Origin of the sequence: Streptomyces sp. RG80 (assembly GCF_040446465.1) — a bacterium.
Classification (GTDB): domain Bacteria; phylum Actinomycetota; class Actinomycetes; order Streptomycetales; family Streptomycetaceae; genus Streptomyces.
This window is the reverse complement of sequence record NZ_JBEAAJ010000008.1, coordinates 223,518-243,788: the sequence shown is the minus strand read 5'-3', so window position 1 is coordinate 243,788 and position 20,271 is coordinate 223,518. Positions and strand designations below refer to the sequence as shown.

The following is a 20,271-nucleotide window of genomic DNA, read 5'->3' as shown; positions in this document are numbered from 1 at the left end:
GTAAAGGCTCTTCGTGCCCCTAGGTTGGCTCCCATGACGTCGGCCGTAAGTGTGCGCGGGCTCTGGAAGCGATTCGGGCAGCAGATTGCCGTCGCCGGGATCGATCTGGAGTTGCCCGCCGGGAAGTTCATCGGACTGGTCGGACCCAACGGGGCCGGGAAGACCACCACCCTCTCCATGATCACCGGGCTGCTGCGCCCCGATCAGGGCACCGTCGAGGTCGTCGGGCACGACGTCTGGCGGGACCCGGTGGAGGTGAAGGCACGGATCGGGGTCCTCCCGGAGGGGCTGCGGCTGTTCGAGCGGCTGTCCGGGCGGGAACTGCTGGCCTACTCCGGGCGGTTGCGGGGGCTGCCCGGCGCCGAGGTCGACAAGCGCGCCACCCAGCTGCTGGACGTACTCGATCTGGCGGGAGCGCAGCACAAACTCGTCGTCGACTACTCGACCGGGATGCGGAAGAAGATCGGGCTCGCGGCGGCCCTGCTCCACAATCCCGAAGTGCTGTTCCTCGACGAGCCGTTCGAGGGCGTCGACCCGGTGTCCGCGCAGACCATCCGCGGGGTGCTGGAGCGGTACACGACCTCCGGCGCCACGGTCGTCTTCTCCTCCCACGTCATGGAGCTCGTCGAGTCGCTGTGCGACTGGGTGGCCGTGATGGCCGCGGGGCGCATCCGGGCGCACGGCCCCCTCGCCGAGGTCCGCGGGGCCGCGCCCTCGCTCCAGCAGGCCTTCCTGGAGCTCGTCGGGGCGGGCGGCCGGGACACCGGGTCCGATCTGGACTGGCTGGGCGGCGGGGCGGCGCGATGAGTGCCGACGTCACCGCCGTCGTCGTACGGCTGAAGCTGTCGCTGCTCAGGAACGGGCTCAGGCAGTCCGGTGGTCGGCGGGCCGCGTATGTCGCGTCGGTCGTGATCACGCTGCTGTTCGCCGCGCTCCAGCTGCTCGGGCTGATCGCGCTGCGCGGCGACGAGCACGCCGAGTCCGTCGTGGTGCTGCTGGTGGCGGTGCTGGCGCTGGGGTGGGCGGTGATGCCGCTGTTCTTCCCCGGCGGGGACGAGACGCTAGATCCGACGCGTCTGGTGATGCTGCCGCTGCGCCCCCGCCCGCTGGTACGGGCGCTGCTCGCGGCCTCCCTGGTCGGGATCGGCCCGCTGTTCACCCTGTGTCTGCTCGCCGGGTCGGTGATCTCGGTGGCGCACGGCGCGTCGGCGTACGTCGTGGGTGTCGTCGCGGTCGTGCTCGCGCTGCTGGTGTGCGTGGCGCTCGCGCGGGCCGTGGCCGCCGCCAACCTCCGGCTGCTGACCAGCCGTAAGGGCCGCGATCTGGCCGTACTGAGCGGGCTGGTCATCGCGATCGGGGCGCAGCTCGTCAACTTCGGGGCGCAGCGGCTGGGTTCGAACGGGCTGGGCGAGCTCGATCCGGCGGCCCAGGTGCTGAAGTGGGTGCCGCCGGCGTCCGCGATCGGAGCCGTGCGCTCGGTGAGCGAGGGGTCGTACGGCTTCGCCGTGGTCCAACTCGCGCTGAGCGCGGGGGCGCTGGTGGGGCTGATCGTGGTCTGGTCCCGGCATCTGACACGGCTGATGACCGCGCCCGACGGCTCCACCCTCCAGGCCGCCGGCGAGTCGGGCACGCGCGAGCGGACGTCGACGGGGCTCGGGCGGCTGCTGCCCGCCGGGCGTACGGGGACGGTCGTGGAGCGCAGCCTGCGGTACATCTGGCGTGATCCCAAGACCAAGGCCGCGTGGGTGACCTCGCTGGCGATCGGGCTGATCGTGCCGGTGTTCAACGCCTTGCAGGGCACCGGGTCGATCTACTTCGCCTGTTTCGCCGCGGGGATGCTCGGCATCCAGATGTACAACCAGTTCGGCCAGGACACCTCCGCGTTCTGGATGGTCGCCCTGACCATTTCCTCGCCCCGGGACGCCTACGTCGAGCTGCGCGGCCGGGCACTGGCGCTGCTGGTGATCACCCTGCCGTACGCGGCGTTCGTGACCGTCCTGACGACGGCCATGCTCGACGACTGGGCCCGGCTGCCCGAGGCGCTCGGGCTGTCCTTCGCGCTGCTCGGCGCGATGCTGGCGACGGGCGCGTGGACCTCGGCCCGCTTTCCGTACTCCATCCCTCAGGAGGGCTACAAGAACGTGGCCCCCGGGCAGACCGGGCTCGCCTGGATCTCGATCTTCGGGGGCATGATCGGCGCCGCGCTGCTGTGCGCGCCCGTCATCGCCCTGGTGATCTGGCTGAACGTGAGCGCGGGCGGGGACGAGTGGAGCGGGCTGCTGCTGCCGGTGGGGTCGGCCTACGGGGCGCTGCTCACCTGGCTGGGGCTGCGGCTGGCGGCGCCGCGGACGGCGGCTCGGCTACCGGAGATCCTGGCGGCGGTGAGCAAGGGCTGAGCCGCGTCCACGGCACTGCACCCACGGCCTCGTGTCCACGGCCTCGCACCCACGGCACGAGAGCCCGGGTTTCCAGGCGCCCCTCACCCCGTGATCCCGTCGATGAACGGCTCGATCGCCGCCCGCCACGCCTCCGGCTGGTCGTAGTGCACCAGATGCCCGGCGTCGGCGACCTCGGCGTACTCCCCCCGGGGCAGCACCCGCACCATCTCCTGCGCCTCCGCCCGGCCCAGCTCCCCGTCGAGCCCGCGCACCACCAGTGCGGGGCAGCGCACCTGGGCCAGTTCCTCCCAGTGCGCGTCGAACACCCACGGTTCCCGGGACTTCAGCATCTGCTCGTGCTCGAAGACCGGCCGCCAGCCGTCCGGGGACTCGGCCATCACCTCGGCGTAGAACTCACCCCGCGCCGGATTGGGACGCTCCACCCACGGGTCGTCCTCCCCGAACCACTTGCGTACGTCGGCGAGGGTGGCGAAGGGGACGGGCCAGGCCTTGAACCAGTCCGCCCACTCCCGCTGCGAGGCGGCTCCGAGCGCGGAGGCCCGCATGTCACAGATGATCACGCCGGACACCAGGTCCGGGCGCTTGGCGGCGAGCTGCCAGGCGGTCAGCGCGCCCATGGCATGGCCGACGAGGACCGCCGGGCCGAGGCCGAGCTGTTCGACGGCCGCCTCGGCGTCGTCGACGTAGGCCTCGCGTGTGAAGGAGGCCTGCGGGGGCTTGTCGCTGCGGCCGTGGCCGCGCTGGTCGAGGGCGACGGCCCGGTGGCGTTCGGACAGCCAGCGGGCGGTGGAGGCCCAGTGGGAGGCGCGGCCCATGAGGCCGTGCAGTAAGAGCACGCCGGGGGAACGGTCGAGGGCGCCCTGGGCGGTGCGGTGGCCGAGGTGCCGGCCGGCCGTCTCGCCGCTCTCCCGGACACCCTGTTCCGCCGCGTCCCTCGCCGGGTCGGTCTTGGGTGGGTCGCCGAACTCCCAGGCCGCGAGACGTACGCCGCCCGCCCCGGTCACGTCGATGCGCCGCGCCATTGGTCCTGGCACCCCCCTCAACGGGTCCGTCGAAGTCCGATCCGGCACCGCACCCCTGAGGACGCCGAGCCGGCCGGTCCTGTGAACCGTGTGCTGCCTTGCCCTGTCTGACGTGCCTGCTGTCGTGCCGCCCCCTCCCTGAAGCGCACGTTCCGCCCGACGTGTCACCCCGAGGCTATCGAATGCCTATTCGAGAATGCGGGTTCCGCCGGCAACACCCCTCGTTTGAGTGACCTTGCTCAAGGATTGATCGCCACGGCCGAGGGGAGATCTTCAGCGGGAGGCGGACCGGCCGGGGAAACCGGTCCGAGGGGAATGACCCTGGGAGCTCGGGGCTCCGGGTCAGCACAGGGGAGGACAGGCCCCGGCGCCACACGGCGCCGGGGCTTTCCACACGTCTGCGGCACATCCTCCCGCCCCCTCAGGTCATATGCCTCACGCGACAGCCTCGCACGCGGGGCGTCCGAGCGCTGCGATTCGGCACATTGAATCTTGGAATCGACGACATCGCCGCGATGCCACAACTACCCCTGATGTTCCGGCATTTGAGACGGGATCAGGCCGGTCGGCGGCTTACCGCTTGGCGACGAACACATGCGACGCGACATCCGACTCCAGCTCGGCCGCCTCGCCCCCGCTGCCCACCAGCACCCCGCCGGCCGACTCCGTCACGCTCACCACCGAACCGGGCTGCACGCCCGCCCGACGCAGTGTGTACATCAGCTGCGCGTCGGTCTGGATCGGCTCACCGATCCGGCGCACGACGACCGTCTTGCCCTCCGGGCCCGGGTCCAGGTCGGCCAGCGACACCATGCCCTCGTCGAGGAAGGGGTCGGCGCCGTCCTTCTCGCCGAGCTCCTCCAGACCGGGGATGGGGTTGCCGTACGGCGACTCGGTGGGGTGCCGGAGCAGCTCGAGCACCCGTCGCTCGACGGCCTCGCTCATCACGTGCTCCCAGCGACACGCCTCGGCGTGCACCTGCTCCCACTCCAGGCCGATGACGTCGACGAGCAGGCACTCGGCGAGCCGGTGCTTGCGCATCACGCGCGTCGCCAGCCGGCGTCCCTCGTCCGTCAGCTCCAGGTGCCGGTCGCTCGCCACGGACACCAGTCCGTCGCGCTCCATCCGCGCCACCGTCTGGCTGACGGTCGGCCCGCTCTGGTCGAGCCGCTCGGCGATCCGGGCGCGCATGGGGACCACACCTTCCTCCTCCAGCTCGAGGATGGTGCGGAGATACATCTCCGTGGTGTCGATCAGTCCGGACATACGTGCCCCTCGATGAGATCTGCCGGAAGCGCGACGACTTCGCGGCGCGTGCGCTGGCCCTGGCACCAATTCTGACGCATACCACTGACAACCGTGCCGCGCCGGTGAAACGAGCTGGTTTCGACCACCTTCCGACCACACCCGCGGGCCCCCGCCAAGGCCGTCAAGGGGTGTCCTGGCGGCCGTATTGACACCGGACTGGTCCAGACCGCACGGTGATCCGCGACACAGCCGACCCGAAGGGGCCCGTATGAGCGACGGCACGCCCGCCGACCGGTTCTTCGACGCCGCGATCGGCCTGCTCCAGCGGGTCCGCGACGAGGAGGCCGAGAGCATCGACGCGGCCGGGACCCTCCTCGCCGACACCGTCGCCGCCGGGGGCCGGCTGTTCGCCTTCGGCGCCGGGCACTCCTCGCTCGCCGCGCAGGACGTCGTCTACCGCGCCGGCGGGCTCGCGCTGATGAACCTGCTCACCGTCCCCGGAGTCGTCGGCGTCGACGTCATGCCCGCCACGCTGGGCTCCGCCCTGGAGCGCGTCGACGGGCTCGCCAGCGCCGTCCTGGACTCCTCCCCGCTCCGCGCGGGCGACACCCTGGTGATCATCTCCCTCTCCGGCCGCAACGCGCTCCCCGTGGAGATGGCGATGAGCGCACGCGCGCGTGGCATCAAGGTCATCGGCGTGACCTCGGTGGCCTACGCCTCGCAGACCACTCCCCGGCACTCCTCCGGCACCTACCTCAAGGACCACTGCGACGTCGTCCTCGACTCCAAGATCGCCATCGGCGACGCCGAGCTCACCCTCGACACCGTCCCGGCCCCCTTCGCCCCGGCGTCCACGGTCGTGACCTCGGCCCTGCTCCAGTCGATCGTGGCCACGGCGGCGGCCGACCTGGCGGGGCGAGGCGTGGAGCCCCCAATGCTGCGGTCGGGGAACGTGGACGGCGGCCTGGAGTGGAACGCGCGGGTCTTCGAGGAGTACGGGGACCGGATCTTCTACCGGTACTGAGCGCTCCGCCGGAAGTGCGGTGGCCGGGTTGTTGTTCGTCTGCGGCGCCGTCGCGGCCGGTCGCGCCCACGCGGCGGAACCGCATAGCGATACGGCCCCGCGCCCCTTGAGGCCGCTGCCGAACCGAAGTGGACTTCACCCGGCCCGCTGAGGGCGAGACGGGGGTGCGGGCCGGACGGCGAGGGCCGACAGGGCTGCGTGCGGCCGGGTGCGGGGCGGCTCTCGCGGCCGCGCTCGCCTCACCCCCGTAGGGCCCCCGCCAGGTCCAGTGCCGTGGCGATACGGACCGCCACGTCCTCCGCGTACACCGCGTCGGAACGCTCGAACTGGCTGCGGCCGGCGCCCCGCAGAAACGTCACGACACCGAGCGTGCGCCCCCGGCAGCGCAGCACCGCGCACAGCGCGTGCACGGCGTCGCCCGGCCACTGCCGGTCCAGGGCCCACTGCCGGGCCTTCTCCGCCGGCACCGAGCCCACACTCGCCCGCACCGAGCCCCTGCGGTCCACGCACTGGAACGCCGGATGCCCCTCGGCGTACCGCACGGGCAGCCCCGCCTGCCCGGTCAGCGGGCTCGGCCCCGGCGCCCCGGCGGGTGTCGAGGCGACCCGGACCAGTCGTACGGGCCCGTCCGAGTCGGTGGTCGGATCGCCCGCCACCCGGTCGATCAGGGCATGGTCGGCGAACCCGGCGAGCGCGAAGTCCAGGTGGATCGTCGCCGCCTCGGCCGGGTCCTCGCACTCGGCGGCCGCCCGGGCCGCGCGATGCAGCTGGTTGGTGCGGAAGCGCAGCAGGGACGCCTCCTGCTCGGCCTGCTTGGCCTCCGTGACGTCGTTGAAGAGCCAGCCGACGCCCAGCGGCACCGGCTCCTCCGCCAGCGGCGAGGCCAGCCGTACGAAGCCGCAGCGCCAGCAGCGCCGCTGCTCGCCCTCCGGAGTCCGCACGCTCACCCAGATCTCGGCGGGCGCGGGCGGCGCGCCCTCGGCCAGCACATGCTGGAGCGCGCTCTCCAGCTCCTCCACACCCTGCGCGAGCAGCTCCCCGAGGGGCCGGCCCAGGACGGCGGTGCGGCCGATGCCCAGGGCGCGGGCGGCATGGGCGTTGACGACGGCGGGCCGCAGATCCGCGTCCACCAGCACCACACCCCAGCTGGCGTCCTCGAACAGTGCCTCGCTCAGCGCGATGGACCGCTCCAGGTCGATCTGCGCGTGCACCTCGCTGAAGGCGCAGTACACCCCGGCCGGCTTCCCGTCCGGTCCGCGTACGGCCGCGGACTGGGTCCGGACGAGGACCCGGCCGCCCTCCTTGGTCAGCAGCGCGAACTCGTGCACCTGGCGCCCGGGAGCCCGCATGGCGGACAGCAGCCGCCCCTCGACCTCCTGGGCGTCCGCGCTGCGCACCGCCCAGCCGGCGAACCCCTGCCGTCCCACCGCCTCGGCGGCGGTCCAGCCGAGGATCCGCTCGGCCTCGCGGTTCCAGTGGGTGACCACACCGTCCGCGTCGAAGGCGCACAGCGCCGCGTCCATCCCGTCGAGCAGGGCGGCGAGCAGATCCGCGCCGTCGGGCTGATCGGGCTGCTCTGGCTGTTCGGGCTCGTTCGGCCCCAGCTCGTCGGTGGTCCCACTACGCCGGGAAGCACTCACCTGGACCCCCTGCCGGCTGCGTCCGTCCTTACGGCACGTCGGTTCGCTCACTTGCAATCATCTAACTGGAACGTGACGCAGCACACACCGAGTTCCCGCAAGTTGGGGGAATCGTTGTACGCCGCTCCCGCATCTATGCCGCCCGATTCAGCCGGAGGTCGACCCACAGGTCGCTCTCCCCGGGCAGCACATAGCGCTCGACCTCGACAAATCCCTGTTTCACGGCGAAGCGCAGCCCGTCCTCGTTGACCGCGAGCACACAGGTCTCGATCGCCGTGGCACCGAGCACGCGCGCGTGGGCGAGCCCGTTCTCGTACAGGGCCGTCCCGAAGCCCCGGCGCCGGTACTCGGGCAGCACGCGCGCGATCACCGTCACCGCCCCCTCCTCCGGCGGCCGCACGGTCGAACACCCGACGAGCAGCTCACCGACGTACGCGTTCTCCAGCCGGTACCGCGTACTCCGCTCCCGCACCGCGTCGAGGGACAGCTCGTCCGCCGGGACGATCACGTTGTGCACGTACCGCCACTGCTCCAGCATGGCGTCGCCGACGGCCGGCTCGATCCGGAGCTCGGCGGCCGGAAGGCCAGATGTTCGAAGATCAGACACAAGACCCACCTCCCCGCCGCGCGTACACCTCAATCTCGATCTTCATACGAGGATCCGCGAGCCCGCACATCATCATCGTCGCCGCGGGCCGCACCTCCCCGAAGGTCCGCCGCAGCGCAGGCCAGCACGGCTCGAAGTCCGCCCGGTCAGGGAGGAGATACCGCACCCGTACGACATCGGCGAACCCGCAGCCGGCCTCCGCCAGCGCCGCCCCGATGTTCCGCAGACACTGCTCGGCCTGCTCGACGACGTCGTCGGAGATCGTCATCGTCGAGTAGTCGAACCCGGTGGTCCCCGAGACATGCACCCAGTCCCCGTCGACCACCGCCCGGGCGTACCCGATCCGCTCCTCGAACACCGAACCGCTGAGAATCGCGCGTCGCTTCGTCATGTGCCGGAACGCTAGGTGAGCAGGGGATATACGTCTAATAGGCGACGAGGGATGAAGTGATATCCATGGCGATATGGAGCAGCGACCCGAACTCCCCCTCCCCCAACTCCACGCCTTCATCGTCCTCGCCGAGGAACTGCACTTCGGGCGGGCCGCCGCGCGGCTCGGCATCGCCCAACCACCCCTCAGCCAGCAGATCCGACGCCTGGAGGACAAGGTCGGCGCACCTCTCTTCGTACGGCCACCGGGCCCCGTCGCCCTCACCCCGGCCGGACGCGAACTGCTCCCCGCCGCCCGCCAGGCCCTCGCCACCCTCACCGACGGCCTGGCGGCGGCCCGCGCGGCGGCGGGCGGCCGGACCGGCAACCTGCGCCTCGGCTTCGCCGCGTCACTCGCCCTGACGCTGCTGCCGGGGCTCCTGCGGACGTACGTGGACCACTATCCGCAAGTACGCCTGGACATCCGGGAGATGACCACCGCACCACAGCTGACCGCCCTGCGCGAGGGAAGCCTCGACATCGGCCTCCTCCGCGAACCGCCCTCCACCGACCCGGACCTGTCCTTCCGTACGGTCCTGACGGAGCCGTTCGTGGCCGTGCTACCCCGGGCCCACCCGCTCGCGGTCCAACGCACGGTGGACCCGGCCCAGTTGGCCGAGCACCCGTTCGTCCTCCTGCCGCGCGAGGCGGGCCCCGGCCTCCACGATCGCATCACCGCCCTCTGCGCCCCGCGCATCGCCCAGCACGCCACCGAGTGGCAGACCGTCTGCGCCCTCGTCGAGGCGGGCCTCGGGGTCTCGGTCGCACCGGCGAGCATCCGCCGTATCCGGCTGGGAGGCGTCGCCTTCCGTCCTCTCACCGCGCCGCACGCGCGGACCGTGGTCGCGGTGGCCTGGCGGACCGGAGACGACAGTCCGCTGGTGGCGAATCTGCTGGAGACGATCACGCGTTCGGGGTGATGTGGTCCTTCGCGGCCTTGTGGAACGCCGTCACCAGGCGGCTGCGGTCGTCCGCGCGGGTCGCCACGACGACATGGCTCGGCTCGACGCCCTCCAGCGGGACCATGGTCAGATCGGGCCGCAGAACCCGCCCCACGGAGTGCGCGGCAACGGCCAACGACTCGCCGGAGGCAACGAGTTCGAACTTGTCCTCGACCGCCTCGATGAGCGGCCCGTCCGGCGCCGGGCGCCCGTCCGGACGAGGCTCGAACCGCCAGAACGCGCTGCGCACCGGGTCCGCCGTACGCGGCAGCCGCTCGTCGGCGATGTCGTCCAGCGTGACGGACTCCTTGCCGGCCAGCCGATGGTCGAGCGGGACGATCAGGACGCGCGGCTCGTCGTAGAGGACCGTCACCCGCAGCCGGTCGGTCGGGAACGGCAGCCGGGTCACCACCGCGTCGACACGGTGGTCGAGCAGCGCGTGGTGCACGTCGTCCCAGTTCAGGTGGGCGGTCTGGACGTCGGCGTCCGGGTGCCGGTGCCGTACCGCCCGGACCGCCGGGGTGACGATGATGCCCGAGGTGAAACCGACCGTCATCCGATGCGGCTGAGCGGCGGCACGCGCGCGTACGCCCGCCTGAGCCGCCGCACGCAACAACTCCCGCGCCTCCGGCAGGAAGACCTCCCCCGCCTCGGTCAACCGCGTCCCCTGCGGCGTCCGGTCCAGCAACCGCGCCCCCAACTCCCGCTCCAGGCGCTGCACCTGACGGCTCAGGGACGGCTGAGTGATGTGCAGGGCGGCGGCGGCACGACCGAAGTGACGGTGCTCGGCGACGACGGTGAAGTACCGGACGAGGCGGAGATCGAGGTCGGCGGAGACGGGGATCGGCTGAGAGTCGGCCATACAGCGAGCCTAGCTGCGGTGATGCCCGGATCGCATTGCCGTATACGAAAGAGGCTTTGGACGCGGGGCCGCTGCGGCACGGACGCTGAAGTCATCCCGAACCCCGCATCCCATCCCTCTGGAGGGCATCGACATGCGCGTATTCGTCACCGGCGCCAGCGGCTTCGTAGGCACCGCGGTCGTACGTGAACTCATCGGCGCGGGACACGAGGTCCTGGGCCTGGCCCGCTCCGACTCCTCCGCGGCGGCGCTGCGGACGACAGGGGCGGAGGTGCACCGCGGCGACCTGGACGACCTGGACAGCCTGCGCCGGGGAGCCGAGTCGGCCGACGGTGTCATCCACACCGCCTTCAAGCACGACTTCTCCGACATCGCCGCCTCGGGCGTGATCGACCTGCACGCCATCGAGGCGATGGGCTCGGTGCTCGAAGGCACCGAAAAGCCCTTCGTGACGACGTCGGCGTTCCTGGTCGAGCCCGGCATCTTCGCCACGGAGGAGGACGCGGCCCACCCGGACTCCGTGGCCCCCTTCCGCGTCCCCTCCGAGCAGGCCACGCTCGCCCTCGCCGACCACGGCGTACGCGCCACGGTCGTCCGCCTGCCCCCGTCCGTCCACGGCCCCGACGACGGCGGCTTCATCCCCAAGCTCATCGACATCGCCCGCGAGAAGGGCGCGTCCGCGATGATCGCCGAAGGCACCAACCACTGGCCGGCCGTCCACCGCGACGACGCGGCCCGCCTCTACCGACTGGCCCTCGAGAAGGCCACGGCAGGCACCCGCCTCCACGCGATCGACGACGAGGGCGTACCCCTCCACGCCATCGCCACCGCGATAGGCCAAGGCCTGGACGTACCGGTGGTACGGGTGACCGCCGCCGAAGCCCCCGCCCACTTCGGCTGGATAGCCCACTTCGCCTCCCTCGACCTCCGCGCATCCAGCACCCTCACGCAGCAGCGTCTGGGCTGGAAGCCGGAGCACCCGAACCTGCTCGCGGACCTGGCGGAGGGCCACTACTTCGGGGAGGGGCGCAGGAGCATGCTCTGAGGGCTTGGCGACGGCGATTGTCAGACCCGGCCGGCACAGTGCGGTGCCGTGGACACGAAAGAGTTCTGGCACCTCATCAATGCGGCACGCTTCGCCATGACAGACGAAGTCCCCTTCCACGAGGCACTGGCCACCCTTCTGGCAGCCTGCCCCAAGCGACAGATCCTGGAGTACCAGGACCACTTCGACACCCTCCACAACGCCCTCTACCGCTGGGACGTCTGGGCCGCCGCCTACCTCGTCGGCGGCGGCTGCTCCGACGACAGCTTCATGGACTTCCGCGCGGGCCTGATAGCCCAGGGCCGCCACTGGTACGAGCGAGCCGCCACATCCCCGGACGCCCTCGCCGACCACCCCGACGTCGTCGCGGCAGCCGCCGACTTCGAGGACCGCACCCTCTTCTACGAGGACGCCAACTACTGCGCCTCTGAAGCCTACGAGCGGATCACCGGGGACACCGAGATCTTCTGGGAGGACTGGAAGCAGTACGCAGCCGACCATCCGTCTTCGGACTCCCCCACCGAGCCACTGGGCGAGGACTTCGACTTCGACGACGAGGACGAGATACGTCGACGACTGCCTCGGCTGGCCGGGCTGTTCCTCTCGGAGGGGACCTGAGTAGCAGCGAGATCGGCTGCGCGCCGGAGAAGCCCGCGATATTCGCACGAATGAGCCACTTCCGAAGAAGTGATCCATCGGGGTAGCCCGTAGCAACTAGCTTCAGCTGCACTTCAGAAGGGAGGCCACTCGCTCCCCGGCCGTGATGCCGCCGAGTGGCCAGCCCCAGTCATCACGATCCGCAGGATCAGGGAGGTGCCCCGATGACTACGTTTCCTGTGGGCGAGCAGACCCACCAGGCTGTGCTTCCTCAGCAGCCTGCTCTGGAATCCGTGGGAGCAGACACCCCTGGGAGCAGGGACGAAACGGCTCACGGACACCCCGCCACCGCGCGGGGCACCGGCAGGGAACATGGGCGAGGGGAGACCGTCGGGCACGGCATCAAGGCCCGACGGCGTCACGCCAAGAGCGCCGCTCCGGCGGCGAAGGCGGCAGAGAACGGGAGCGGTGACGCTCCCCCGCACAATCCGCCGTACGACGGTGGAATCGGCGCGAGCAGAGTCTTCGTGCTGTCCAAGGAAGGGCAGCCCCTCATGCCCTGCCACCCCGCCCGCGCCCGCGAACTCCTCGGCAAAGGGCGAGCAGTCATCGCACGGCAAGTCCCCTTCACCATCCGTCTCAAGGACCGCACGCGAGTCGAATCAGCCGTCGACGGCGTCCAGTTACGCATCGACCCCGGTTCCAAGGGCACCGGTCTGGCTCTCACAGACGAGAAGCAGGAAGCCGATGGCCGCGGGACCACCGTCACAGTCCGGCGCGGACTCGTCTCCATCGAACTCCAGCACCGCGGCGACCAGATCCACTCCTGCATGCAACAACGCGCCGGTTACCGGCACAGACGGCGCTCGGCCAACTGCCGTTACCGGGCTCCCCGCTCCCACAACCGCACCAAACCGGCAGGCTGGCTGCCCCCGTCCCTGCGCCACCGCGTCGACACCACCTTCTCCATGGCTAACCGACTGTGCCGCTACGCACCCGTCACCGAAATCCACGTGGAACAGGTCGCCTTCGACACCCACTCCATGAGCGCGGACAGGCCCCTCAGAGGAGCCGAGTACGCGCAAGGCACGCTCGCGGGGACCACCGCTCGCGACTATCTGCGCGCCAGGTGGGACAACGGCTGCGCCTACTGCGACGCCATCGGCGTCTCCCTGAACATCGAGCACGTCAGGCCCCGCAGCCGAGGAGGCTCGGATCGGATCGCCAACCTCGTCCCAGCCTGCGTCCCCTGCAACACCGCCAAAGGCGCCAAATCCGTTGCGGCGTACCTCGCCGACCGACCTGACCGGCTCGCGCAGATCCTCCGCCAGATCAAGGCACCCCTCCGCGACGCCGCCGCCATGAACTCAACCCGATGGCTGCTCACGGAGGCACTCGCCGACCTCGGCATCCCCGTCCACACCTTGCCGGGGCAGACCACGAAGGAAAACCGCAGCGCCATGGGACTGGCCAAGACCCACACTCTGGACGCCCTGTCAGTAGGTCAGCTGGATCACGAAGCCGGGGACGCGATCGTGCGATACCCGAGGCAAGTCCTCGTCGCCAAGGCCACCGGACGCGGATCGTACGCACGCACCACTCCGGACCGGTTCGGATTCCCACGGCTGCGGAGGACCCGTGCCAAGCAGCACTTCGGGTACATCACCGGAGATCTCGTACGCGCCAACGTCCCGGCCGGGAAATGGGAGGGCGTCTGGACGGGCCGCATCTCGGTCCGGGCCAGGGGACAGCACAGCCTCCAGACGCTGACGGGCAGACTCAACGTGTCCCACTGGAATCTGGAGCTCCTGCAACGAGGCGACGGCTATGGGTACAGCAGCAGCCCGGAAGCCGCTGCGTCAACATCTCGAAAAACCGGTTGATCGACGACTTGGCGGTTCTTAGGGTGGGGGTCATCGCTGAAAGGAGGTGATCCGGTACATGTATGAATCCCGGACGCGCGAGGTGGCTGCGGGCTAGCGGCCCGTCACCACATTCAGTGCGGTGCCGGACCAGCGTGTGTGAGAAACACGCAGCCGGCCAATACAACGCAGTCACCCGACCCGCGAGCTCGCCGGTACGTCCGGCCGGCTCCCCCGCTGAGGCGGTGGGAACCCGAGCTCGCGGGTCGTCTGCGTTTTCGTGTGGGTGGAGGATTTTCGGGGGTGATCTGCGCCACCCGCGCTTCTTGCGGCACGCAGTACCCTGAGCTCATGCTTTCGCTCGTTCGACGCCGCCACGTGGACTACGTCCGCGTCACGAGCATGGGCTGTCGACGCTCCGTCTGAGCCTCCGGTCCTTCGCGCAGCCAGCCCTACGCTGCCGCCTTTTCTCCCTCTCACCCTTTGTGGACGCACCATGACCACCAACGTGTCGACGACTCCGTCGTACCAGCAGCTCCCGATCATCGATCTCTCGGCCGCCGACCGCGGTCCCCAGGCCCGTGCGCTGCTCCATGCCCAGCTGCACAGTGCCGCGCATGACGTGGGGTTCTTCCAGCTCGTCGGGCATGGGGTCCCGGCAGCCGAGGTCGGCGCCCTTCTCTCCGCCATGCGGAGGTTCTTCGCGCTGCCCGAGGGGGAGCGGCTGGCCATCGACAATGTGCGGTCGCCGCACTTCCGGGGGTACACCCGGACCGGTGACGAGCGGACGGGCGGTAGCCGGGACTGGCGGGATCAGCTCGACATCGGGGCGGAGCGGCCCGCGCGGATACCCGGGGCCGGTGAGCCTGCCTACTGGTGGCTGGAGGGGCCCAATCAGTGGCCCGATTCCCTTCCCGAGCTGCGTGCCGCCGCGCTCCGCTGGGTCGAGCGGCTGAGCTCCGTCGCCGAGCGGCTGCTGCACGAGCTGCTGGCGTCGATCGGGGCGCCGGCGGACTTCTACGACCCGATCTTCGGGGAGCGTGCCCATCCGCATCTGAAGCTCGTGCGGTACCCGGGGAGTGCCGGTGACGGGGCCGATCAGGGGGTCGGGGCCCACAAGGACTACGGGTTCCTCACGCTGCTTCTCCAGGACAAGGTCGGTGGGCTTCAGGTGCAGCGGGAGGACGGGGTCTTCCATGACGTGCCGCCGCTGGAGGGGGCCTTCGTCGTGAATCTCGGGGAGCTGCTCGAGGTGGCGACGAATGGGTATTTCGTCGCCACCAATCACCGGGTCGTCTCCCCGCCGGGTGCCACCGAGCGGTTCTCCGTGCCGTTCTTCTACAACCCGCGGCTGGATGCGCGGGTGGAGCCGCTGGTCTTCCCACACGCCTCCACCGCGCCGGGCATCACCGACGACCCGTCGAATCCGCTCTTCGCCGAGTACGGCTACAACGAGCTCAAGGGCAAGCTGCGGGCGCACCCGCTCGTGGCGGAGCGTCATCACGGGAATCTCTTGACTCCGGCGTAATAACGCCCCTCAGGGGCGCGGGGAACTGCGCGACCAGCCACAATCCGGCCCGCAGTCGCCCGCGCTCCTCACGCACCCTGTCAGTGGGCGATGTCCTCGTATCCCGCGACATCCTGCGGACCGCGCACGCCCGGCCCCACATACCGCGCCGACGGCCGCACCAGCCTCCCGGTCCGCTTCTGTTCCAGGATGTGCGCCGACCAGCCGGCGGTACGGGCGCAGGTGAACATGGACGTGAACATGTGCGCCGGGACCTCGGCGAAGTCGAGGACGATCGCCGCCCAGAACTCGACGTTCGTGGCCAGGACGCGGTCCGGGCGGCGGGCGTGGAGTTCGGCCAGGGCCGCCTTCTCCAACGCCTCCGCCACCTCGAAGCGCGGCGCGCCCAGCTCGCGCGCCGTGCGGCGCAGTACGCGGGCGCGCGGGTCCTCGGCGCGGTAGACGCGGTGGCCGAAGCCCATGAGGCGTTCGCCCTTGTCGAGGGCCTGCTTGACGTAGGCCTCGGCGTCGCCCGTGCGTTCGATCTCCTCGATCATGTGGAGGACGCGGGAGGGGGCGCCGCCGTGGAGCGGGCCGGACATGGCTCCTACGGCGCCGGAGAGGGCCGCCGCCACGTCCGCGCCCGTGGAGGCGATCACCCGCGCGGTGAAGGTGGAGGCGTTCATGCCGTGCTCGGCGGCGGAGGTCCAGTACGCGTCGACCGCGGCGACGTGCTTGGGGTCGGGCTCGCCGCGCCAGCGGATCATGAAGCGCTCGACGACGGACTGGGCCTTGTCGATCTCGCTCTGCGGGACCATGGGGCGGCCCTGGCCGCGGGCGGACTGGGCGACGTAGGAGAGGGCCATGACGGCGGCTCGGGCGAGGTCGTCGCGGGCCTGGGCCTCGTCGATGTCCAGCAGCGGCTTGAGACCCCAGACCGGGGCCAGCATCGCCAGCGCGGACTGGACGTCGACGCGGATGTCGCCGGAGTGGACGGGGATCGGGAAGGGCTCGGCGGGGGGCAGGCCGGGGCGGAAGGCGCCGTCGACGAGCAGGCCCCAGACGTTGCCGAACGAGACGTGGCCGACCAGGTCCTCGATGTCGACGCCCCGGTACCTCAGGGCGCCGCCCTCCTTGTCCGGTTCGGCGATCTCCGTCTCGAACGCGACGACTCCTTCGAGGCCAGGTACAAAGCCGGGGTCGAAGTCGGACATCAGGCGGCTCCTCGTGACGTGTGCGACAGGTCCTGTCGGGGGTGGTGTGGGGGACGACCTTCGGAGGGGACGGCTCCGGGGGGTCGGTTGGCCCAGTGATGCCCCGTTCGGCGAGTGGTCACCCCACCGCGGCGGCATCTGCACCATATCCCCGAGTGCCACCTTTGGGGAGTCTTGCGGCACTGAGTGCCACCCCGCGCGTGATGGCCCCGACCGGCCCTCCAGCGGATCCCATACGGCAAGATGACCGCGTGACCGACGCAGACGCCGTCTCCGGCGAGCCCGCCTCCTTCCCGGACCCGGCCGCCATGCGCAAGCAGTACCGGGCCGAGGGCCTCGCCGAGAGCGAGCTGGCGGCGACGCCCGTGGCACAGTTCGCGCGCTGGTTCAAGCAGGCCGCGACGGAGGCCCATCTTTTCGAGCCGAACGCCATGGTGGTGTCGACCGCGGACGCGGAGGGCCGGCCCGCCTCCCGCACGGTGCTGCTGAAGCAGTTCGACGAGCAGGGGTTCGTCTTCTACACGAACTACGACTCCCGCAAGGCGCGTGACCTGGCCGAGAACCCGTATGTCTCGCTGCTCTTCCCGTGGCATCCGATGGGCCGGCAGGTCATCGTCACGGGCGTCGCGCGCCGTACCGGCAGAGACGAGACCGCCGGGTACTTCCGCACCCGGCCGCACGGTTCGCAGCTCGGCGCGTGGGCCAGTGCGCAGTCCTCGGTGATCGCCACGCGTGCCGAGCTGGAGGCCTCGTACGCGCAGCTGGAGGCCCGCTATCCGGAGGGCGAGCAGGTGCCGGTGCCGCCGCACTGGGGTGGTTTCCGGGTGGCTCCGCAGGCGGTGGAGTTCTGGCAGGGCCGGGAGAACCGGCTGCACGACCGGTTGCGTTACGTGGCGGAGCCGGACGGGAGCTGGCGCGTGGAGCGGCTCAGTCCTTGAGGGCGGTCAGACCTTGAGGGCGGTCTCCACCAGCACGGTCCATTGGGCGACCACCTTGTCGCGCCGTGTCCCGTCGTCCGTGAGCAGGTTGGCCAGGCCCAGACCGCGAGCCATGTCCAGCAGGCCCTGGACCGTCTCCCGTACGCCTGGTCCGGACTCGTCCGCGCCCAGCAGCTCGACCGCGATCCGGTGCGTCTCCCTGCCTACGCGGGCCTCCAGTTCCGTCACGCGCGGGCGTAGTTGCTCCTCGTTGGAGGCGGCGACCCACAGGTGGAGGGCGGCCCGGAACAGCGGGCCGGTGTAGAGGTCGACGAGCGCCGAGACGACCGCGCGCCGGTCGCCTGCCGCGCCTTCGGGGAACAGGTCTCTGAGCGCTGTGGAGCGTTCCTCGGCGACGTACTCCACCGCCGCCGTGAAGAGGTCCTCGCGGGTCGGGAAGTGGTGCTGGGCGGCGCCCCGGGAGACGCCGGCGCGTTCGGCGACCACCGACACCGTGGAGCCCGCCCAGCCGTGCTCGGCGAGGCAGGCCACGGCGGCTTCCAGGAGCCGCTGCCGGGTGGCCCGGCTGCGGTCCTGTTTGGGAGTGCGTTCCGCCCGGTCGCCGACCGTGCTCACAGCGCCCATGCGGGGTCCCGTCGTTCTAGGAAGGCTGTCATCCCCTCGCGGGCCTGTTCGGAGGCGAACAGGCGGGCCGAGAGCGCGGTGAGGTGGGCCGCGTCCCGGTCGAAGGCTTCCAGCACCCTAGCGGTGAGCAGCTGTTTCGTCTCCGCGAGGGCTTCAGGGGCGGACTTGCGGAGCCCGTCCAGGAGGGGTTCGAGTACGGCGTCCACGTCGTCGCCGGTCGCCGTCAGCAGGCCGATGCGGGCGGCCTCGGGGGCGTCGAAGCGTTCGCCGGTGAGGTAGTAGCGGGCGAGGGCGCGGGGGTCGGTGCGGGGGAGCAACGGCAGGGAGATCACGGCGGGGGCCACTCCGATCCGGACCTCGGTGAAGGCGAAGGTCGCCGCCGCCGAGGCCACGCCGATGTCGCAGGCCGCCAGCAGGCCGAGGCCGCCCGCGCGGACGTGACCCGTCACCCGGGCGAGCACCGGCTTGGGGAGTCCCACGATCTGCCGCAGCAGACCGACCAGTGCGGCCGGGTCGGGCGGGTCCTTCAGGTCGGCGCCGGCGCTGAACGTGTTCCCGGTGTGGGTGAGGACGACGGCGCGTACGTCGCCGTCCTTGCCGCAGTCGCTCAGCGCGTCCGCGAGCTCGCCCACCAGCGCCGCCGACAGGGCGTTGCGGTTGTGGGGCGAGTCGAGGGTGAGGGTCTCGACGCCACGCGCGCGTGTGCGGCCGATCAGGGTCACGGTCACTGGGGCTCCCTCAGCTGCCGGCGCAGGATCTTCCCGGAGGCGGCCCGTGGCACTCCGTCGATGAAGGTGACCTGGCGGACGCGTTTGTACGGGGCGACGCGTTCGGCGACGTACATCCTCACCTCTCCTTCGGAGAGGTCGGTGGCGTCCGGTTGGCGGACCACGTAGGCGTGCGGGACCTCGTTGCCGTCGTCGTCGTAGGCGCCGATGACGGCGGCGTCGGCGATGCCGGGGTGGGTGAGCAGGAGCGCCTCCAGTTCGGCCGGGGCGACCTGGAAGCCCTTGTACTTGATGAGCTCCTTCACCCGGTCGACGACGAAGAGCCAGCCGTCGGCGTCGGTGTGGCCGACGTCGCCGGTGTGCAGCCAGCCGTCGGGGTCGATCATCGCGGCGGTGGCGTCGGGCTTGCCGAGGTAGCCCTTCATGATCTGGGGGCCGCGGATGAGGATCTCGCCGTCCTCGCCGATGCCGACGTCCTTGTCGGGGTCGTCGAGGGAGACGATCCGCATCTCGGTGCCGGCGATGAGCCGGCCGACCGTGCCGGGGGGCGCCTCGCGCATCGCGTCCAGGGGGACGATGTGGGTGCCGGGCGAGAGTTCCGTCATGCCGTACGCCTGGCCCACGGGCGGCAGGTTCAGACGCCGCGAGCAGGCGTCCGCGAGCCGGGCGTCCAGGGGCGCGGCGGCGCTGAGGATGTACTGGAGCGACGAGAGGTCGTACTCGGCGACCAGCGGGTGCTTGGCGAGGGCCAGGACGATCGGCGGGGCGACGTACAGGCCGGTGATGCGGTGGTTCTGGATGGCGGCGAGGAAGGTCTCCAGGTCGAAGCGGGGCAGGACGACGACCGTGACGCCCCTGCGCAGGGGGGCGTTCATGAGGGCCGTCAGGCCGTAGATGTGGAAGAACGGCAGGACGGCGAGGATGCGGTCGCCGGGGCCGGCGTCTATGGCGGACTGGAGCTGCGCGAGGTTGGTCGCCATCTGGCGGTGGGTGAGCATGACGCCCTTGGGGAGACCGGTCGTGCCGGAGGAGTACGGCAGCGCCGCCACGTCTTCCACGGGGTCGATGTCGATCACCGGTTCGGGGGCCGTCGAACCGAGCATGTCGAGGAGCGAACGATGTCCCGGAGCGCTGTCGCAGACGAAGATCTCCTCGACGCCGCCCGCGAGTTCGGACGCCCGGCGGGCCGTCTCCAGGAGCGGGGAGACGGTGACGATCCAGCGGGCCGCCGAGTCCTTCAGCTGCTTGGCGAACTCCTCCGCCGTGGCCAGCGGGTGCACGGTGGTGACGGAGGCTCCCGCGCGCGTGGCGGCGTAGAACGCCGTGGGGAACGCGATCGTGTTGGGGCTGTGCAGCGCGAGCACGTCCCCCTTGCTCACCCCCGCCTCGGCGAGTCCGGCGGCCACCCGTCGGTGGAACCGGTCCAGTTGGTCGTAGGTGAGGGTGGTGCCGTCCACGCCGTCGACGAGCGCGGGATGCTCGCCGAACTCGGCGGCCCGGCCCAGGACGGCCTCGTGGATGGGGAGTTCGACGGGTGGGACGTCTGCGTACTCGCTGCGGAACACGGTTCCTCCAAGACGGCCG

The 20,271-nt window shown here is 71.1% G+C and carries 19 protein-coding genes; 9 read left to right on the top strand and 10 right to left on the bottom strand.

The genetic code is table 11. The features are described 5' to 3' along the window. The first annotated feature begins 33 nt into the window (after positions 1-33). Together ABKA17_RS28010 and ABKA17_RS28005 are read left to right on the top strand one after the other, a co-directional pair. Positions 34-807: an ABC transporter ATP-binding protein gene (locus tag ABKA17_RS28010; RefSeq protein ID WP_353695026.1), complete on the top strand. Its 774-nt coding sequence runs from the start codon at positions 34-36 to the stop codon at positions 805-807. Further along, positions 804-2,396: a transporter gene (locus ABKA17_RS28005; RefSeq protein ID WP_353695025.1), complete on the top strand. Its 1,593-nt coding sequence runs from the start codon at positions 804-806 to the stop codon at positions 2,394-2,396. Before ABKA17_RS28010 ends, ABKA17_RS28005 begins: the two co-directional genes overlap by 4 nt. A gap of 83 nt (positions 2,397-2,479) precedes the next feature. Here ABKA17_RS28005 and ABKA17_RS28000 read toward each other — a convergent pair whose 3' ends face one another. Continuing rightward, positions 2,480-3,421, bottom strand: a complete 942-nt coding sequence (locus tag ABKA17_RS28000) for an alpha/beta fold hydrolase (RefSeq protein ID WP_353695024.1) — start codon at positions 3,419-3,421, stop codon at positions 2,480-2,482. Positions 3,422-3,994: 573 nt separating this feature from the next. Next, positions 3,995-4,687 (bottom strand): iron-dependent transcriptional repressor DtxR, encoded by a 693-nt coding sequence (locus tag ABKA17_RS27995; RefSeq protein ID WP_351683104.1) that lies wholly within the window; start codon positions 4,685-4,687, stop codon positions 3,995-3,997. Between the two features lie 250 nt (positions 4,688-4,937). On the opposite strand from ABKA17_RS27995, the gene ABKA17_RS27990 reads away from it, so the two are divergent. Beyond that, positions 4,938-5,693, top strand: coding sequence for an SIS domain-containing protein (locus ABKA17_RS27990; RefSeq protein WP_353695023.1), 756 nt, complete (start codon positions 4,938-4,940; stop codon positions 5,691-5,693). Between the two features lie 239 nt (positions 5,694-5,932). On the opposite strand, the gene ABKA17_RS27985 is transcribed toward ABKA17_RS27990, so the two are convergent. The 3 genes from ABKA17_RS27985 to ABKA17_RS27975 all read right to left on the bottom strand — a co-directional run bounded on the left by ABKA17_RS27985 (position 5,933) and on the right by ABKA17_RS27975 (position 8,331). Beyond that, a complete protein-coding gene (locus tag ABKA17_RS27985; protein WP_353695022.1) occupies positions 5,933-7,333 on the bottom strand; it encodes a PAS domain-containing protein in 1,401 nt (466 codons plus the stop codon). Between the two features lie 133 nt (positions 7,334-7,466). Further along, positions 7,467-7,871 carry a GNAT family N-acetyltransferase gene (locus tag ABKA17_RS27980; RefSeq protein ID WP_353695357.1) on the bottom strand — a complete coding sequence of 135 codons (405 nt, stop codon included), beginning with the start codon at positions 7,869-7,871 and terminating at the stop codon, positions 7,467-7,469. Between the two features lie 61 nt (positions 7,872-7,932). Then, positions 7,933-8,331, bottom strand: a complete 399-nt coding sequence (locus tag ABKA17_RS27975; protein WP_353695021.1) for a RidA family protein — start codon at positions 8,329-8,331, stop codon at positions 7,933-7,935. Between the two features lie 73 nt (positions 8,332-8,404). On the opposite strand from ABKA17_RS27975, the gene ABKA17_RS27970 reads away from it, so the two are divergent. Beyond that, positions 8,405-9,289 carry a LysR family transcriptional regulator gene (locus ABKA17_RS27970; protein WP_353695020.1) on the top strand — a complete coding sequence of 295 codons (885 nt, stop codon included), beginning with the start codon at positions 8,405-8,407 and terminating at the stop codon, positions 9,287-9,289. Here the strand turns inward: ABKA17_RS27970 and ABKA17_RS27965 are convergent. After that, entirely contained in the window at positions 9,273-10,172 is a 900-nt protein-coding gene (locus ABKA17_RS27965) for a LysR family transcriptional regulator (protein ID WP_353695019.1), read from the bottom strand. The two genes, ABKA17_RS27970 and ABKA17_RS27965, sit on opposite strands and share 17 nt — an antisense overlap. 133 nt (positions 10,173-10,305) lie before the next feature. Between ABKA17_RS27965 and ABKA17_RS27960 the strand changes: the two genes are divergently transcribed. The 4 genes from ABKA17_RS27960 (at position 10,306) to ABKA17_RS27945 (ending at position 15,204) form a co-directional block, all read left to right on the top strand. Next, positions 10,306-11,217 (top strand): SDR family oxidoreductase, encoded by a 912-nt coding sequence (locus ABKA17_RS27960; RefSeq protein WP_353695018.1) that lies wholly within the window; start codon positions 10,306-10,308, stop codon positions 11,215-11,217. Between the two features lie 48 nt (positions 11,218-11,265). Then, entirely contained in the window at positions 11,266-11,835 is a 570-nt protein-coding gene (locus ABKA17_RS27955; RefSeq protein ID WP_353695017.1) for a DUF4240 domain-containing protein, read from the top strand. A 506-nt stretch (positions 11,836-12,341) separates the two neighbouring features. After that, positions 12,342-13,697 (top strand): RNA-guided endonuclease IscB, encoded by a 1,356-nt coding sequence (gene iscB, locus ABKA17_RS27950; RefSeq protein WP_353695016.1) that lies wholly within the window; start codon positions 12,342-12,344, stop codon positions 13,695-13,697. Positions 13,698-14,172: 475 nt separating this feature from the next. Then, complete coding sequence (locus tag ABKA17_RS27945; protein ID WP_353695015.1) at positions 14,173-15,204, top strand: isopenicillin N synthase family dioxygenase; 1,032 nt, start codon at positions 14,173-14,175, stop codon at positions 15,202-15,204. An 80-nt stretch (positions 15,205-15,284) separates the two neighbouring features. Here ABKA17_RS27945 and ABKA17_RS27940 read toward each other — a convergent pair whose 3' ends face one another. Then, on the bottom strand, positions 15,285-16,397 hold the full coding sequence (locus ABKA17_RS27940) for a citrate synthase 2 (RefSeq protein WP_353695014.1): 1,113 nt from the start codon (positions 16,395-16,397) through the stop codon (positions 15,285-15,287). A gap of 251 nt (positions 16,398-16,648) precedes the next feature. On the opposite strand from ABKA17_RS27940, the gene pdxH reads away from it, so the two are divergent. Next, positions 16,649-17,335, top strand: coding sequence for a pyridoxamine 5'-phosphate oxidase (gene pdxH, locus ABKA17_RS27935; RefSeq protein ID WP_502994402.1), 687 nt, complete (start codon positions 16,649-16,651; stop codon positions 17,333-17,335). A gap of 6 nt (positions 17,336-17,341) precedes the next feature. Here the strand turns inward: pdxH and ABKA17_RS27930 are convergent, their stop codons facing one another. From ABKA17_RS27930 to ABKA17_RS27920, 3 genes are read right to left on the bottom strand one after another with little or no spacing between them, the layout of a single operon-like run. Next, positions 17,342-17,959: a TetR/AcrR family transcriptional regulator gene (locus ABKA17_RS27930; RefSeq protein WP_353695013.1), complete on the bottom strand. Its 618-nt coding sequence runs from the start codon at positions 17,957-17,959 to the stop codon at positions 17,342-17,344. Then, positions 17,947-18,681 (bottom strand): enoyl-CoA hydratase family protein, encoded by a 735-nt coding sequence (locus ABKA17_RS27925; protein ID WP_353695355.1) that lies wholly within the window; start codon positions 18,679-18,681, stop codon positions 17,947-17,949. Before ABKA17_RS27925 ends, ABKA17_RS27930 begins: the two co-directional genes overlap by 13 nt. Positions 18,682-18,683: 2 nt before the next feature. Further along, positions 18,684-20,252: a 4-coumarate--CoA ligase family protein gene (locus ABKA17_RS27920; protein ID WP_353695012.1), complete on the bottom strand. Its 1,569-nt coding sequence runs from the start codon at positions 20,250-20,252 to the stop codon at positions 18,684-18,686. Positions 20,253-20,271: the final 19 nt, after the last annotated feature.